The organism is Streptomyces shenzhenensis (genome assembly GCF_003688995.1).
GTDB lineage: Bacteria > Actinomycetota > Actinomycetes > Streptomycetales > Streptomycetaceae > Streptomyces > Streptomyces shenzhenensis_A.
Map to the genome: position 1 here is coordinate 131,211 of NZ_PENI01000003.1, position 15,151 is coordinate 146,361.

At 73.1% G+C, this 15,151-nt stretch carries 10 protein-coding genes, 1 tRNA gene and 2 pseudogenes; 7 read left to right on the forward strand and 6 right to left on the reverse strand.

Features of this window, described 5'->3' with window-relative positions; genetic code table 11:
• Nucleotides 1-15: 15 nt before the first annotated feature.
• Together CTZ28_RS06120 and CTZ28_RS06125 are read right to left on the reverse strand one after the other, a co-directional pair.
• Nucleotides 16-3,945 (reverse strand): Pls/PosA family non-ribosomal peptide synthetase, encoded by a 3,930-nt coding sequence (locus CTZ28_RS06120; protein WP_121888216.1) that lies wholly within the window; start codon nt 3,943-3,945, stop codon nt 16-18.
• A gap of 233 nt (nt 3,946-4,178) precedes the next feature.
• Nucleotides 4,179-4,263 (reverse strand) — tRNA-Leu (locus CTZ28_RS06125).
• Nucleotides 4,264-4,462: 199 nt separating this feature from the next.
• Between CTZ28_RS06125 and CTZ28_RS06130 the strand changes: the two genes are divergently transcribed.
• The 3 genes and pseudogenes from CTZ28_RS06130 to CTZ28_RS48050 all read left to right on the forward strand — a co-directional run.
• On the forward strand, nt 4,463-5,788 hold the full coding sequence (locus tag CTZ28_RS06130; protein ID WP_121888217.1) for a M20/M25/M40 family metallo-hydrolase: 1,326 nt from the start codon (nt 4,463-4,465) through the stop codon (nt 5,786-5,788).
• 129 nt (nt 5,789-5,917) lie between these two features.
• A complete protein-coding gene (gene chpH / locus CTZ28_RS06135; protein WP_121888218.1) occupies nt 5,918-6,151 on the forward strand; it encodes a chaplin ChpH in 234 nt (77 codons plus the stop codon).
• Between the two features lie 138 nt (nt 6,152-6,289).
• Nucleotides 6,290-6,430 (forward strand): annotated as a pseudogene (locus CTZ28_RS48050) (chaplin family protein); the annotation flags it as partial.
• 254 nt (nt 6,431-6,684) lie between these two features.
• On the opposite strand, the gene CTZ28_RS06145 reads toward CTZ28_RS48050, so the two are convergent.
• Complete coding sequence (locus CTZ28_RS06145) at nt 6,685-6,873, reverse strand: DUF5703 family protein (protein WP_005485166.1); 189 nt, start codon at nt 6,871-6,873, stop codon at nt 6,685-6,687.
• 47 nt (nt 6,874-6,920) lie between these two features.
• Between CTZ28_RS06145 and CTZ28_RS06150 the strand changes: the two genes are divergently transcribed.
• Complete coding sequence (locus CTZ28_RS06150; RefSeq protein ID WP_121888219.1) at nt 6,921-7,628, forward strand: hypothetical protein; 708 nt, start codon at nt 6,921-6,923, stop codon at nt 7,626-7,628.
• A 92-nt stretch (nt 7,629-7,720) separates the two neighbouring features.
• Here the strand turns inward: CTZ28_RS06150 and CTZ28_RS06155 are convergent, their stop codons facing one another.
• The gene (locus CTZ28_RS06155) at nt 7,721-10,015 is read right to left on the reverse strand and encodes a helix-hairpin-helix domain-containing protein (RefSeq protein WP_121888220.1); all 2,295 of its coding nucleotides are present in this window, start codon (nt 10,013-10,015) and stop codon (nt 7,721-7,723) included.
• Nucleotides 10,012-10,995, reverse strand: a complete 984-nt coding sequence (locus CTZ28_RS06160; protein ID WP_121888221.1) for an aldo/keto reductase — start codon at nt 10,993-10,995, stop codon at nt 10,012-10,014. The genes CTZ28_RS06155 and CTZ28_RS06160 overlap by 4 nt, the downstream gene beginning before the upstream one ends.
• A gap of 185 nt (nt 10,996-11,180) precedes the next feature.
• Between CTZ28_RS06160 and CTZ28_RS06165 the strand changes: the two genes are divergently transcribed.
• A complete protein-coding gene (locus CTZ28_RS06165; RefSeq protein WP_121888222.1) occupies nt 11,181-12,236 on the forward strand; it encodes an LLM class F420-dependent oxidoreductase in 1,056 nt (351 codons plus the stop codon).
• Between the two features lie 266 nt (nt 12,237-12,502).
• Nucleotides 12,503-13,291 (forward strand): ferritin-like domain-containing protein, encoded by a 789-nt coding sequence (locus CTZ28_RS06170; RefSeq protein WP_121888223.1) that lies wholly within the window; start codon nt 12,503-12,505, stop codon nt 13,289-13,291.
• A 9-nt stretch (nt 13,292-13,300) separates the two neighbouring features.
• Here the strand turns inward: CTZ28_RS06170 and corA are convergent.
• Nucleotides 13,301-14,297 (reverse strand): annotated as a pseudogene (gene corA / locus CTZ28_RS06175) (magnesium/cobalt transporter CorA).
• A gap of 88 nt (nt 14,298-14,385) precedes the next feature.
• Here corA and CTZ28_RS06180 point away from each other — a divergent pair.
• Entirely contained in the window at nt 14,386-15,072 is a 687-nt protein-coding gene (locus tag CTZ28_RS06180) for a histidine phosphatase family protein (protein ID WP_121888224.1), read from the forward strand.
• Nucleotides 15,073-15,151 lie beyond the last annotated feature (79 nt).

The following is a 15,151-nucleotide window of genomic DNA, read 5'->3' on the forward strand; positions in this document are numbered from 1 at the left end:
CCGGGTGGCCCGCGCTCAGGGACGCCATGCCTCGATCGGATTGCCGAGCCAGCGAGTGTCGTCCGGGACGGACTCCGCGGCCATGACGAGCGACGCGGGACCCAGGGTGGTACGGGCCCCCACCGTGCTGCCGGGCAGCACGATCCCGCCAGGGCCCAGTGTGGCGCCCTCACGGAGAACCACAGTATCCGTCCGCAAGATCCGGTCGTGGAAGAGGTGCGTCTGCAGCACACAGCCGCGATTGACCGTGGCGGCGTCCGCCAGCGTCACCAGGTCCGTCTCGGGCAACCAGTAACTCTCCACCCAGACACCACGGCCGATCCGCGCGCCAAGACCGCGCAGCCACGCCGTCATCAGCGGCGTCCCCGGCACGGCACCGGCCAGCCACGGCACGGCCAGCACCTCGACGAAGGTGTCCGCCAGTTCGTTGCGCCACACGAAACCGCTCCACAGCGGGTGCTCCCCGCTGCGATGCCGCCCCACCAGCGACCACTTCGCCACGACCGACCCGACGCCCGCGACGATCCCCGCCGCGAGCAGCACAAGACCCGACAGCGCCGGCGCCCAGCCGCCCAGCGCGCACAGCGCCGCCGCCGTCAGCACGGCCACCGCCGCCGAGCACAGCACCGGCACGATCCGGCACAGCTCCACCAGCCCACGCGCCCAGCGCAGCCGGGCCGGCGGGTCATAGGTGCGGCTCAGATCGCTGTCGGCCGCGCTGCGCGGCAGCTTGACCGGCGGCAGCCCCAGGTACGAACTGCCCTTCTTCGCCTTCTTCGGCGTCGCGGACAGCACACCGACCAGACCGCCGTCCGGCACGCTCCGCCCCGGCGCGGTCATCCCCGAGTTCCCGAGGAACGCCCGCCGCCCGATCTCCGCACGCCCGATCCGCACCCAGCCACCGCCCAGCTCGTACGGCGCGGTCAGCGTGTCGTCGGCCAGGAACGCGCCGTCGCCCACCGTGGTCAGGCTCGGCAGCGCCAGCACGGTCGACACCTCGGCGCCCCGGCCGATCCGCATCCCCAGCAGCCGCAGCCACACCGGAGTGACCAGCCCCGCGTACAGCGGGAACAGCGTCTGGCGGGACCGGTCCATCAGCTGAGTGACCGTCCAGGCCTGCCAGCCGACCCGGCTGTGCGTCGGATGCGTACCCTCGCGCAGCCCCAGACTGAGCAGCCGGACCGCGACGACGAGCAGCAGGGCGTACGCCACCCCGAACGCGAGCGTGGCCGGCACGAGCCCCAGCGCGGCCCCGCGCAGGGCCTGACCGAGCCCGTCCCCGGGCCGCACGAAGAGCGTACTCACGAGCAGCGCCGCCGCACCCGCCGCCACCGGCAGGGCGCTCAGCGCGACACCGGTCGCGCCGTACATCGCCCGCCAGGCGGTGCCGCGCTGCGGCCGCTGCTTGGGCCAGTTCCGCTTGGCCTTGCCGAGCTTGACCGCGGGCGCGCCGGCCCACCGCTGCCCGGTCGGGATCTGCCCGGTGACCGCCGAACCCGGCGCCACCTCGGCCCGCTTGCCCACCCGGGCGCCCGGGAACAGCACGCTCCGGGTGCCGACCACGGCGTGCGCGCCCACCTTCACCGGGCCGATCTCGACCCGGTCCCCGTCCACCCAGTACCCGCACAGGTCCACCTCGGACTCGACCGCGGCCCCGCGGCCCAGCCTGAGCATGCCGGTGACCGGCGGCAGCGAGTGCAGGTCCACGTCCGCGCCGACCCGGGCGCCCAGCGCCCGCGCGTACCGCTCCAGCCACGACCCGGTCAGTTCGGTCGCCCCGGTGGCCTCGGCCAGCCGCTCCGCCGCCCACAGCCGCAGATGCACACCGCCGCCGCGCGGATACCGTCCCGCCCGCACACCCCGCAGCAACAGCCGCGCCCCGCCCGCGGCGAGCGCGATCCGGCCCGGCGGGCTGAACAGCAGCACGGCACCGGCCGCGAGCAGCCACCACGACGCCGTCGGCAGCCAGGCGTAGCCGGGCAGCAGGTTCCCGGCCGCGGCAAGCACCACGCACCAGCGCAGCCCGAGCAGAGTGAACAGCGGCACGAGCAGCAGCAGTTGGATCACCCGGGCGCGCACCGGAACCGGCGGCACCGTCCGCCGCGGGCCCTCCTCCGGCTCCGCCGCCGCCAGCCGTCGGGCCAGCTTGCGCAGCACGGGCTGCTGGTAGACGTCGAGGACGGCGGCGCTCGGGTAGCGGGTGCGCAGCCGTGTGGTGAGCTGGGCGGCGGCCAGGCTGCCGCCGCCGATCGCGAAGAAGTCGTCGTCGGGCCCGTTCACGGGGATGCCGAGAACCTCGGTCCACTGTTCGGCGAGCCATGCCTCGGTGCCGTGCAACCGGGCCGGGGGTGCCTCCACCCCCTTCAGCGGCCAGGGCAGGGCGGCCCGGTCGACCTTGCCGGAGGTCCGGGTCGGCAAGGTGTCGACGGGCGCGAGCAGCGGGACCAGGGCGGCGGGCAGGGCGGCGCGCAGCTTCTCGACCGCGGCGGCGTGGTCCCAGCCGTCCTGGGTGACGACATAGCCGACGAGCAGCTGGTTGCCGCCGCGTGCCGTGCGCACCGCGGCGGCTGCGCCCCCGACGCCCGGCAGGGCCTGCAGCGCGGCGTCCACCTCGCCCAGCTCGATCCGCCGCCCGCCGAGCTTGACCTGCTCGTCGGCCCGCCCGAGGAACACCAGCCCCTCCGGGTCCGCCCGCACCAGGTCCCCGCTGCGGTACGCGCGCTCCCAGCCCAGCGACGCGAGCGGCGCGTACTTCTCCGCGTCCTTCTCGGCGTCGAGGTAACGCGCGAGCCCCACACCGCCGATCACCAGCTGCCCGCTGCCGCCCATCGGCACCGGCTCGCCCGCCTCGTCGACCACGGCCAGCTCCCAGCCGGCCAGCGGCAGCCCGATCCGCACCGGCTCCGCGCCGGTCAGCAGCGCCGCACAGGCCACGACGGTCGCCTCGGTCGGCCCGTAGGTGTTCCAGACCTCGCGGCCCTCCGTCACCAGCCGCTGCGCCAGCTCGGGCGGGCAGGCCTCCCCGCCGAAGATCAGCAGCCGTACGTCGCCCAGGGCCTCGGGCTCCCACAGCGCGGCCAGCGTCGGCACCGTGGACACCACGGTGATCTCCTGCTCCACCAGCCAGGGCTCGAGGTCCGCGCCGCTCCTGACCTGCGACCGGGGCACGGGCACCAGACAGGCCCCGTACCGCCACGCCAGCCACATCTCCTCGCAGGACGCGTCGAACGCCACGGACAGCCCCGCCATGACCCGGTCACCCGGCCCGACGGGGTCGTCGGCGAGGAACAGGGCCGCCTCCGCGTCCACGAACGCGGCGGCGCTGCGGTGCGTCACGGCGACGCCCTTGGGCTTCCCGGTGGAGCCGGAGGTGAAGATGATCCAGGCGTCGTGCCCGGTACCGGGGCGCGCGGCAGGCGAGCCGGCCGCGCTGGGGGATCGGTGGACGGTGATCCGGTGTCCGGCCTCGACGACGGCCCCCACCGCGGCCTCCCCGAACACCAGCTCGGCCCGCTCGTCCGGGTCCTCGGCGTCCACGGGGACGTAGGCGGCACCGGCCGCGAGCACCGCCAGGACCGCCACGTACAGCTCGTTGGTGCCCGACGGGACGCGCACCCCCACGCGGTCCCCGAGCCCGACCCCGGCGGCCGCGAGCCGCCGTCGCAGCCGCTCGACCCGCGCGGCCAGTACACGGTAGGTGAGCTGCTCGGCACCGTCGTCCAGGGCGGGTTCCTCGGGGTGGGAGCGCACGGTGGCCTCGAAGACGTCGATCAGCGTGCGCGGCGGCGCGGCGGGGGCCGCGGCGAACCGCGCCCGGTCACCGAACCGCTCACGCGCCCCGGCGCCGGTCTCTTCACCGGTCTCCTCGCCGATCGCCTCGTGGAGCTCTTCGCTGATCGCCTCGTCGAGCAGGCCGAGAGCACCGCCCTCGTGTATGGCTGCCATCGGGTCCTCACGTCTCGTTCCCGGAAACCTCCGGGGCGCTGGCGGGCCCGCAGGTCTGCCTGGGGTTGTCCGGCTCCAGCTCCATAACAAGCACAAGCCGGAAATATTAGTACGACGCTAGGGTCGACCGCTCTGTCCAGCCACTCGGGAGGCCCGTCCGAGGGCCGCCGAAGACGACGGCGAACACGTCCACAGAAACAGAAAAACCCCAGATCAACTGGGGTTTCTGCGAGTGTCCGAGGGGGGACTTGAACCCCCACGCCCGATAAAGGGCACTAGCACCTCAAGCTAGCGCGTCTGCCATTCCGCCACCCGGACAAGGTGTCTGTCGCGCGGGCTTCCCCTGCGGCGACGAGGCAAACATTACCAGGCTTTCGGGGAGCGCCGATCACGCCCCGTCCCCGCCTCCTGTCCCGCGTGAACGCCCTGTGACGGGCCGCGTCCGGGCTTGGGGCCGAGGCGGCGGCGAGGGAGGATGAGGGGGACCACCAGCAGCGACAGCGCGGGAGGAAGCAGCGTGAGCGAGACGGACACGGCCAGGGGCGTCACCGGCGAGGACGAGGTCGTGGACCTCTGCCGCGAGCTGATCCAGATCGACACCAGCAACTACGGCGACCACTCGGGCCCGGGCGAGCGCAAGGCCGCCGAATACGTCGCCGAGAAGCTCGCCGAGGTGGGTCTCGAACCGAGCATCTTCGAGTCGCACCCGGGGCGCGCCTCGACCGTGGCCCGCATCGAGGGCGAGGACCCGTCCCGGCCCGCACTGCTGATCCACGGCCACCTCGACGTCGTACCGGCCAATGCCGACGACTGGACCCACCACCCGTTCTCCGGCGAGGTCACGGACGGGTGCGTCTGGGGGCGCGGCGCCGTGGACATGAAGGACATGGACGCCATGACCCTGGCCGTCGTGCGCGACCGGCTGCGCAGTGGCCGGCGGCCGCCCCGGGACATCGTGCTCGCCTTCCTCGCCGACGAGGAGGCTGGCGGCAGCTACGGCGCCCGCTGGCTGGTCGACCACCATCCCGGGCTGTTCGAGGGCGTCACCGAGGCGATCAGCGAGGTCGGCGGCTTCTCGTTCACCGTGAACGAGCAGCGCCGCCTCTATCTGATCCAGACCGCCGAGAAGGGCATGCACTGGATGAAGCTGACCGTGGCCGGCACCGCCGGGCACGGTTCGATGATCCACCGGGACAACGCGATCACCGAGCTGTCCGAGGCGGTCGCCCGAGTGGGCCGGCACCGGTTCCCGGTGCGGGTCACCAAGACCACCCGGGCCTTCCTCGACGAACTGGGCGACGCGCTCGGCACCGAGCTGGACCCGGAGGACATGGAGGCCACGCTCGCCAGGCTCGGCGGCATCGCCAAGCTCATCGGCGCCACCCTGAGCAACACCGCCAACCCCACCCAGCTGAACGCCGGCTACAAGGTCAACGTCATTCCGGGCGAGGCCACCGCGCATGTCGACGGGCGGTTCCTGCCCGGGTACGAGGAGGAGTTCCTCGCCGACCTCGACCGGATCCTCGGGCCGAAGGTACGGCGGGAGGACGTGCACTCCGACAAGGCCGTGGAGACCGGCTTCGACGGGGCGCTGGTGGAGGCGATGCAGTCCGCGCTGGTCGCCGAGGACCCGGCCGCCAAGGCGATCCCGTACATGCTCTCCGGCGGCACGGACGCCAAGTCCTTCGACGACCTGGGCATCCGGGGCTTCGGCTTCGCGCCCCTGAAGCTGCCCCCGGAGCTGGACTTCGCGGGCATGTTCCACGGCGTCGACGAGCGGGTGCCGGTGGACGGGCTGAAGTTCGGGGTGCGGGTGCTCGACCGGTTCATCGACGCGTCCTGAATTCGGGCACACGTACGGAGTCCACTGGGAAGAGTGAATGCGACGATACGCTCGTAGCTCCATTACTCCCTCCTCGTTACACGTGGTGCGGTCCGCAGCTGAGACCGCTTGTGCCAACAAGGAGGAACAATGCTCAAGAAGGTCGTCGCCGCTGCGGCTGCTACCGGTGGTCTGGTTCTCGCGGGCGCGGGCCTCGCCGTCGCCGACTCCGGTGCCCAGGGTGCCGCCGTGCAGTCCCCGGGTGTCGTCTCCGGCAATGTCATCCAGATCCCGGTGAACGTCCCCGTGAACGTCTGCGGCAACACGATCTCGGTGATCGGGCTGCTGAACCCCGCCTTCGGCAACACCTGCATCAACAAGTGACGTCGACTCCCTGAGAGACGTCTTCTCATCGGCCCCGGAGCGCGCGCCATGCGCTCCGGGGCCGACCCGTTCTCGCCCCGCGGAACGACAGAGCGGGGAATTCAGTACGGGGTGGCGGCAACCGGAGCGCCCGCCGCGATGAACGGACACGCCCACACCGACTCGCGAGCGGGCAGCACCACCACGCACGCACCCGGCGCGCTGTCCGGCATCGACGTGCCGGTGGACGGGTGCGGCAACAGCATCGACGTCATCGGGGCCGGCAACGCCGCGACCGGGAACGACTGCGCCGATGGCGGAGACTCGGGTGGCGGCCACCCGACCCCACCACTCGGCGGCGGGCAGGAAACCCCTCCGGGCGGCAGTCACGGAAACACCCCGCCCGGAAACCCGGGCCGCCCGAGTGCGCCGAGCACCCCGCCCACGACCCTCGCCACGACACCGGCCGCCGACGTCTCGGACGTCCGCCCGCGGGGCGGCAGCTCCGTCGCACAGCCCCGCGCAGCGGGCCCGCTCCGTTCAGGTGCCCGGTCTCACCATGTGGCCCGCACCTGGCGGATGATCCGCCGGCGCAACCGCACCCTGCGGCTGCCGTCGCGCAGCAGGCTCAGTCGGTCCAACTCCCAGTGTCCGTACTCGGCATGGTCCGTCAGCAGACGCGTCGCGTCCTTGCGGGACACCCCGCGCGGAACGTACACGTCGACAAATTCGTATTCCGGCATCGCATCTATTGTGCGGGCTGGGGCCGGGTACGGATAGCGTCTGCACTATGTCTGATGCTGCGCAGCCCACCGCTGCCGAGGTACGCGCCGCCGCCGAGGCGGTCAAGACCGCGCTCGACCGCCACCTGGCTGCGGTCGAACGCAGGTCGGGTGAGGACGACCCGACCGTCTACGAGGCGTTCAACCAGCTCGCGGCGGCCGCCGAGGCCTACGACGAGCTGCTCTACGACCGCTACGACGAGGTCACGCCCTTCGAGATCCCCGGCACGGATGAGTCGCTGCCGCCGTACGCGGGACCCGAGGAACCGAACGCCCTGAGCGTGCTGATCCGCCGCGACTACGCCGTGGTGGAGCCGCAGCGGCTGCTGGCCCAGGCCGAGCGGGTCGAGGCCGCGGAGTACGAGGACGGCGCGGGCGCGGATGCCACCGGCACGGTGCACGAGGCGCTGGGGGTCCTGTTCGGGGAGTTCGAACCGGACGAGATCGCCTCCCGGCACAAGGAGTTCGGCCTGGAGGAGGGCGACTCGACGCTGTGGGTGACCGCCGCGGACGAGCCCGCCGATCCCGGCGAGTGGCTGGAGGCGCCGTTCGAGCAGATCGACCCGGAGCGGGTGGTCTGCCGCTTCGACGTCAGCGCCGTCTTCGACGACGAGGACACCGAGGACGGCGCCGACGGCGCGGACGACGACGATCTTGAGGACGACCTCGACCTGGACGGCGACGAGGACCTGGAACCCTTGGACGCGGATCGCTGAACCGGACCGACGACGGTGCCGCACGGGCGTGAGACCCGTGCGGCACCGCTGTGTTTCACCCGCCGCCTTCCGTCCCGGCGGTGCCGTGCGGGTCAGCCGGCCGCCGGGAGCTGGGCGCGCAGCAGGGCCGGCAGCCGGGTGGTCCGGGGCTTGGCGGGGATCTCCGCGACCGCTCTCGGCAGCGCCTGCTCCACGCCGTGCACGACGGACAGATGGCGGCCGGCCCGGCCGAACGCCGTGTACACCCATGGCCTGTTGAGCGCCTGCGCGGCATCGCCGGGCAGCACCGCGACCACCGCCGGCCACCGGGCGCCCGCCGCCTGGTGCGCGGTCAGCGCCCATCCGTGCCGCACGGACCGCTCCACCTGCTCCCTCGCCACCACGACCGGCCCGCCCGCGCAGGACAGGTGCAGTCCGTCGGCGTCGGCCGTCACGACCTGGCCGGGGAGCGTACGGCCGGGAGCGGGGGAGTAGGCGATCCGGTCACCGGGGTCGAAGCCGCCGAAGCGGCCGGGGCCCGGATTGAGCCGCTCCTTGAGCGCCGCGTTGAGCGCGCGGGTCCCGGCCGCTCCGCCGTGCCCCGGTGTGATCACCACCGTCTGCTCGGCCGGGATGCCGATGGCCCGCGGCACCGAGTCCGCGACCAGCTGCACGGTCCGGTGCACGGCCTCGCCCGCGTCCCGCACGGGCACGATCACGACCTCCTTGCCGGGCGCCTCGACCTGGTTCAGTTCGCCGATGCCGATACCGGAGACGAGCTCGCCGAGCGGGCCGGGGTCGGGCACCCGGGAGGCGATCTGCGGGCACGCCCGGGTCACGAGCAGATCGGCGAAGACCCGGCCGGGCCCGGCCGACCACAGCACCGCGGGGTCACCGGACAGCACCAGCCGGGCCCCGTCCGGCAGCGACTCCACGAGCAGGGCGGCGGTCTCGACGTCGAGCTGGGGCGCGTCGAGCACGATCAGCAGATCGAGGTCCAGGGCGCCGTCCGCGTCCCGCCCCGGTCCCTCGGCGCCCGCCAGCAGCCCGGCCACGGTCGCGGTCCCGCAGCCGGTCCCGTCCTCCCGTCCGTCCGGCCGGTCGAAGCCGGCGAGCAGCGCCGCGCAGTCGTCCCGGCCACCGGCCGTGTACGCGGCGGCCCAGGCCCGCAGGCCCAGCGCGGGCGCCTCGTGCAGCAGGCGCGCCGGGTCGACGAGGGACGCGTGGCCGCCCGTGTGCAGCACCAGTCCGTGCCGCGCGACCGCCCCGATCAGCTCGCCCGCCGAGCCCCCCGCGGTGCCGGCCGCCCGCTCCCAGTCCTCAGTCGGGCCGTCCTCCTTCGGTACGGAGTTGACCAGCCGGGCCAGGCCGTCGGCGAGGCTCTCCTCGGCGAGCGCGTACCGCTCCAGGCCGACGAGGACCCGGACGGGCCGCTCCTCCTCTTCCTCGTCGGCTGCGCCTTCCGCGCCCTCCGTGCCTTGCGCGCCTTCCTTGTCGTTCTGTGCCGGCCGCGGCCGGGCCGGGGCGCCCGGCTCCTCCAGGGCGTCCTGGAAGACCAGGGCCTCGCCCTCCGCGAGCGTGCTCTGCACAGCCGCGTCCGGATCCGGCACGCCCCGCTGGGCCAGCGCGGCGAGCAGCGCGGACATCTCCAGGGCGGTGTGCCCGGCCAGTGCCGCCTGCTCCAGCAGCCAGCCCGTCACCGCCCGGCCGCGCCGCTCGTCGTCCGGGCCGCACTCGGCGCCGAGCAGCGCCCGTGCGAAGCCGTCGGCCTGTTCCGGCCGTACACCGGTGACCCGCAGCAACAGCCAGGGATCGGACCGCAGCCGGGCCCCCGCGCCCTCGCCGAGCGCCGCGGCGACCTGGGGCGCGAGGCCCTCGGGAGCGCCGCCCTCGGCCAGCACCCCGCGTACCGCGTCGACCGCCGCCGGCGCCGGGGCGCTGGGTTCGGGGGCCGGGGCGGGCTGCGGCCGGCGCGCGGGCTCCGGGGTCGCCGGCCTGCGCGGGGCGGGCGCCGGTTCGTCGAAGGCCGCGGTGACGGGCCGCTCGCCGCTCTCCACCGCCCGCACGGCCGCGAGCAGATCGGCCGCCGTGCCGCTGAGCTTGGCGCCGCTCTCGACCGGACCCCTCTTCTCGGCCTTGCGCCGCTCGATCCGCTCCCGCTCGACGCGCTGTGCGGCGAGTTCCGCCGCCGCCTCGGACTGCTGGGCGGCGGCCTCGGTACCGCCCTCCCCGGCGGCGGCGCTGTCCTCGCCCGCGCTCTCCGCCCCGTCCGCGCTCTCCGCCCCGTCCGCGCTCTCCGTCCCGTCGGCGGGGTCCGTGGCGTCCGTGGCGTCCGTGGCGTCCGTGGGGTCTGTGGCCTCGGGGGTCCCCGGCCGGGCTTCCTCCGTGGTCTCCGGGTCCGTGCTCACAGCGTGCTCCAGTCGTGATCGGGATAGCGGTGCAGGGGCGCCGACACGTCGTCGAGCGCTCGGCAGATCTCGTCAGGAAGACTAAGCGCCTCCACTGACAATGCGGCCGTGAGCTGCTGCGCGTTGCGCGCGCCGATGATCGGGGCGGCCACGCCTGGACGGTCGCGGACCCAGGCGAGTGCCACCTGGAGCGGGGTCACCGCGAGCCCGTCCGCCGCCGTCGCCACCGCGTCCACGATCCGGCTCGCGGTGTCGTCCAGGTACGGCGCGACGAACGGCGCCATGTGCTCGGAGGCGCCGCGCGAGTCCGGGGGAGTCGCCTTGCGGTACTTGCCGGTCAGCACGCCGCGGCCGAGCGGGGAGGAGGGCAGCAGGCCGATGCCCAGGTCGAGGGCGGCGGGCAGCACTTCGCGCTCCACGCCGCGCTGGAGCAGCGAGTACTCCAGCTGTGTGCTCGCCAGCCGGGTGCGGGTGCCCGGCTGGGACAGCTGCCAGGTGGCGGCCTTGGCGAGCTGCCAGCCGCAGAAGTTGGAGATTCCCGCATAGCGCACGCGACCGCTGCTGACGGCCAGGTCGACGGCCTGAAGGGTCTCCTCCAGCGGGGTGTGCGGGTCGAAGGCGTGGATGTGCCAGACGTCGACGTAGTCCGTGCCGAGGCGGGCCAGGGAGGCGTCGAGCGCGGCGAGCAGATGGCCGCGCGAGCCGTCGAAGCGGCGGTCGGGGTCCGGTACGCTGCCCGCCTTCGTCGAGATGATCAGGTCCCGGCGCGGCACGAGCCCTTCTATCAGCTGTCCGAGCAGATACTCGGCCTCACCCGCGCCGTACACGTCCGCGGTGTCGACGAGGGTTCCGCCTGCCTCCCAGAACGCCTTCAGCATGTCCGCGGCGTCGTGCTCGTCGGTGTCCCGGCCCCAGGTGAGGGTGCCGAGCCCGATCCGGGACACGCGCAGGCCGGTACGGCCGAGATGCCTCTGCTCCATGTCCGTCGACCCTACTGGCCAGAACTGGCCCCGTGGGCACCTGTGGACAACCGTTTTCCCCAGCACCCGGGCTCCCCTCGACCGTGTGTCGTCCATGGCTCCCCGGGGCGCCGCTGCCGTCCGCTGCCGAGGCGCGCTAATGTCTGCGGGACAGGGACGTTACTCACCGGTAAGGGGAATCGGCCATGCAGCTCGGGATCAACCTGGGGTACTGGGGTGCCGGGATGGACGCGGACAATCTGGCCGTGGCGCAGGAGGCCGAACGGCTGGGATACGCCGTGTGTTGGGCCGCCGAGGTGTACGGATCGGACGCGGCCACCGTGCTGACCTGGGTCGCCGCGCACACGGAGCGGATCGACGTCGGCTCGGCCATCTTCCAGATCCCGGCCCGTCAGCCGGCGATGACCGCGATGACCGCCGCGACCCTCGACTCGCTCTCCGGCGGCCGCTTCCGGCTCGGCCTCGGCGTCTCCGGGCCGCAGGTCTCCGAGGGCTGGTACGGGGTCACGTTCGACAAGCCCCTCGCCCGCACCCGCGAGTACGTCGAGATCATCCGCCGGGTCATGACCCGCGAACGCCTGTCCTTCGAGGGCGAGCACTGGACGCTGCCGCTGCCCGGCGGCCCCGGCAAGCCGATCAAGCTGACCGTGCACCCGCAGCGCGAGCACATCCCGCTCTACATCGCCGCCATCGGACCCAAGAACCTGGAACAGACCGGGGAGATCGCCGACGGGGCGCTGCTCATCTTCCCCTCGGCCGACCACCTGGAGGAGACGGCCGTCAAGCACCTGCGCGCCGGGCGCGAGAAGGCGGGCAAGGGCCTCGACGGGTTCGACATCTGCCCGACCGTGCCGCTCGCCGTCGGCGACGACAAGGACGTGTCGCAGCTCGCCGACACCTTCCGCCCCTACACGGCCCTGTACGTCGGCGGCATGGGCAGCCGCAAGCAGAACTTCTACAACCAGCTCGCCCAGCGCATGGGGTACGAGAAGGAAGCCGCCGAGATCCAGGACAAGTACCTCTCGGGCGACAAGCAGGGCGCCGCGGCCGCCGTACCGCAGGACCTGATCGACCGGACCACCCTGCTCGGCTCCGTCGACCGCATCGCCGACCGCATGAGGGCCTACGCCGCGGCCGGGGTCACCACCCTCACCCTCGCCCCCGCGGGCTTCACGCTCGACGAGCGGATCGCCTCCCTGCGCGCAGGCACCGAGGCCCTGGACCGCGCGGGCCTCGCCTGAGACGAGGGGCCGACCGCGTCAGGAGAAGGGTCTTCACGGCCGTGGTGGGGGCTCGGGGTCTTCCCCGCCACGGCCGTCACGGGGAACAACGCGCCCGCACCCGCGCGGTTACGCCGCCGTCACGACCCGACTGCTCATCCGTTCGGCGGAGTTGTCCGACATACCTGTTGCGGCACCTTCTGCGCGGCATTTGACTCGTTCTTTGCGGAATCCCACGGAAACCGGCGGAGCCCCGCGGAACCCGCGCATCCAGGAAGGTGCCCACGATGCTCTCGGCCAAGAGTCTGTTCCAGGAGATCCTCGACAACGACGAGTCCTTCCGGCTCTTCTGCTCCATCGCGGCCAGCGGGGAGGCACAGGGCGGCTGGGAGAACGGGCGGATCGCCGCACTGGTGCCGCAGAGCGAACGCGCGCTCGCCCCCAAGATCACCCGGCACGGCGCCGACGAGGACAAGCACGGGCGCATCTTCGACGCGCTCCTGAACAAGCGCGGTCTGCGCCCCGTCCCGGTCCCGCCCGAGACGGACTACACCATGCTCCTGGAACGCCACGGCATAGGACTCGCCCACGAGAAGCTGCGGGCCGAGGCGCCGCTCACGGTCCAGGACCTCGTCGTCTACCTCGCCCACAGCCGGGTCACCGAGCAGCGCGCCGCCGAGCAGATGACGATGCTGCGCACCTACTTCGGCGACCACCCGGACATCGGCCGCGCCGTGAAGATGATCTCCAACGACGAGGACAACCACCTCGCCTACTGCCACGAGGAACTGCTGCGCCTCGCACAGGCCGGCCACGGCCCCGCGATCCAGCGCGCCTTGCGCGCGTGCGCCCTGGCCGAGATCCGGATCTACCGGGACGTCAGCCTCGCCGTGATGGCCCACATGGGCCGCATCCTCGGCTGGTCCAGGACCAGGTCCGCGCTGCTCGCGGCCGGCATCCACGCCGTGTACGGGTACGAGCGGGCGGCGGGCTGGCACCGCCTGGTGTCCCTGCGGATGCCCGAGCGCCGCAACGCGCTGGGCGGCCCCGCGCCCACCGCCCCCGAATTCGCCTGACCACGCGCGTCACAGCCAGCCGCGCCGCTTGAACGTCCGGTACAGCACCACCTCCAGAGCCCCCATCACCCCGATCACCGCCGGATACGACCACAGCCAGTGCAGCTCCGGCATGTGGTCGAAGTTCATGCCGTAGATCCCCGCGATCAACGTGGGGATCGCGGCCATCGCCGCCCACGCGGAGATCTTCCGCATGTCGTCGTTCTGCCGGACGCTCATCTGCGCCAGATGCGCCGACAGGATGTCCGACACCAGCCGGTCAAGGCCCTCCACCGACTCGTTCACGCGCGTGAGGTGATCGTTGACATCCCGGAAGAACGGACGCGCCTGCCTCCGCACGAACGGCACCGACCCGGCGTACGGGCCCAGCCCCGCGAGCCGGGACATCGGCATCGCCAGCGGCCCGGTGGCCCGGCGGAACTCCATGACCTGCCGCTTGAACGTGTAGATCCGCGACGCGGTGCGCGAGCCGCCGCCGGCCGGCGAGAACACCTCCGCCTCCAGCGCCTCCAGGTCACCGCCCAGCTCCGTGGCCACCTCCACGTAGTGGTCGACGACCGCGTCGGCGATCGCGTACAGCACCCCGGTCGGGCCGTGCCGCAGCGTGTCGTGCCGGTGCTCCAGCTCGCGCCGGACGGCGCCGAGCGGCGAGCCCTCGCCGTGCCGCACGGTCACCACGAAGGAGTCGCCGAGGAAGAGCATCACCTCGCCGGAGGCGACGATGCCGTTCTCCGGCTCGTACGTCACCGGCTTCAGCACCACGAACAGCGAGTCGTCGTACACCTCCAGCTTCGGCCGCTGATGCGCCTTCAGCGCGTCCTCCACGGCCCAGCGGATGCAGCCCGAACTCCTCGGTGACCAGGTCGAACTCCCGCTGCGTGGGCTCGTACAGCCCGATCCACAGGAAGCTGTCACCCCGCGCGCGGGCCTCGGCCAGGGCGTCCGAGAAGTCCCGCGGACCCTCCGTGCGGTGCCCGTCGCGGTAGATGGCACAGTCGACGATCACGGGGGAATTGTCCCGTCACACCCGCACGACCGCACTTCGCGGCACCGGCACCCCCGGGTACCGCGGGCGGGCGCTTACCCTGGGCCGCATGCCCACGCTGATCCTCGTAAGGCACGGACGTTCCACCGCCAACACCGCGGGCGAGCTGGCCGGCTGGACGCCGGGCGTCGCCCTCGACGAGCGCGGGGCCGCACAGGCCGCCGCACTGCCCGGACGGCTCGCCGCGCTCCCCCTCGCCGAAGTGGTCACGAGCCCCCTGCAACGCTGCCAGGAGACGATCCGGCCGCTCCTGGACGCCCGGCCGGGGCTGAGCCCCCACACCGACGAACGGATCGGGGAGTGCCACTACGGCGACTGGACCGGACGCAAGCTCGCCGAACTCAGCGACGAACCGCTCATGCAGGTCGTACAGGCCCATCCGTCGGCCGCCGCGTTCCCCGGCGGCGAGTCCATGCGCGCCATGCAGACCCGCGCCGCGGAAGCCGTGCGCGAGTGGAACGCGCGCGTGGAACGCGACCACGGCGCGAACGCCGTGTACCTGATGTGCTCGCACGGCGACGTCATCAAGTCCCTCGTCGCGGACGCGCTCGGCCTGCACCTCGACCTGTTCCAGCGGATCTCCGTCGAGCCCTGCTCGGTCACGGCGATCCGGTACACGCGCCTGCGGCCGTTTCTCGTTCGCCTCGGTGACACCGGGGATTTCGCCTCCCTTGTGCCCCACGAGGAACCCCCAGGGGAAGACGCTCCCGTCGGTGGCGGTGCGGGCGCACCGTGATCGTCGGCCGCAGTAGGGTGAAGCGGTTGACATCATCGCGTTCACGCATGGACCTTCACGCATTCTCGATTCCAGGAGA

What these genes read in the sequence shown, in the direction of transcription:
- CTZ28_RS06180 (WP_121888224.1), top strand. Translation starts at nt 14,386, where the DNA reads ATGCCCACGCTGATCCTCGTAAGGCACGGACGTTCCACCGCCAACACC.
- CTZ28_RS06150 (WP_121888219.1), top strand. Translation starts at nt 6,921, where the DNA reads ATGTCTGATGCTGCGCAGCCCACCGCTGCCGAGGTACGCGCCGCCGCC.
- chpH (WP_121888218.1), top strand. Translation starts at nt 5,918, where the DNA reads ATGCTCAAGAAGGTCGTCGCCGCTGCGGCTGCTACCGGTGGTCTGGTT.
- CTZ28_RS06170 (WP_121888223.1), top strand. Translation starts at nt 12,503, where the DNA reads ATGCTCTCGGCCAAGAGTCTGTTCCAGGAGATCCTCGACAACGACGAG.
- CTZ28_RS06160 (WP_121888221.1), bottom strand. Translation starts at nt 10,995, where the DNA reads ATGGAGCAGAGGCATCTCGGCCGTACCGGCCTGCGCGTGTCCCGGATC.
- CTZ28_RS06145 (WP_005485166.1), bottom strand. Translation starts at nt 6,873, where the DNA reads ATGCCGGAATACGAATTTGTCGACGTGTACGTTCCGCGCGGGGTGTCC.
- CTZ28_RS06120 (WP_121888216.1), bottom strand. Translation starts at nt 3,945, where the DNA reads ATGGCAGCCATACACGAGGGCGGTGCTCTCGGCCTGCTCGACGAGGCG.
- CTZ28_RS06165 (WP_121888222.1), top strand. Translation starts at nt 11,181, where the DNA reads ATGCAGCTCGGGATCAACCTGGGGTACTGGGGTGCCGGGATGGACGCG.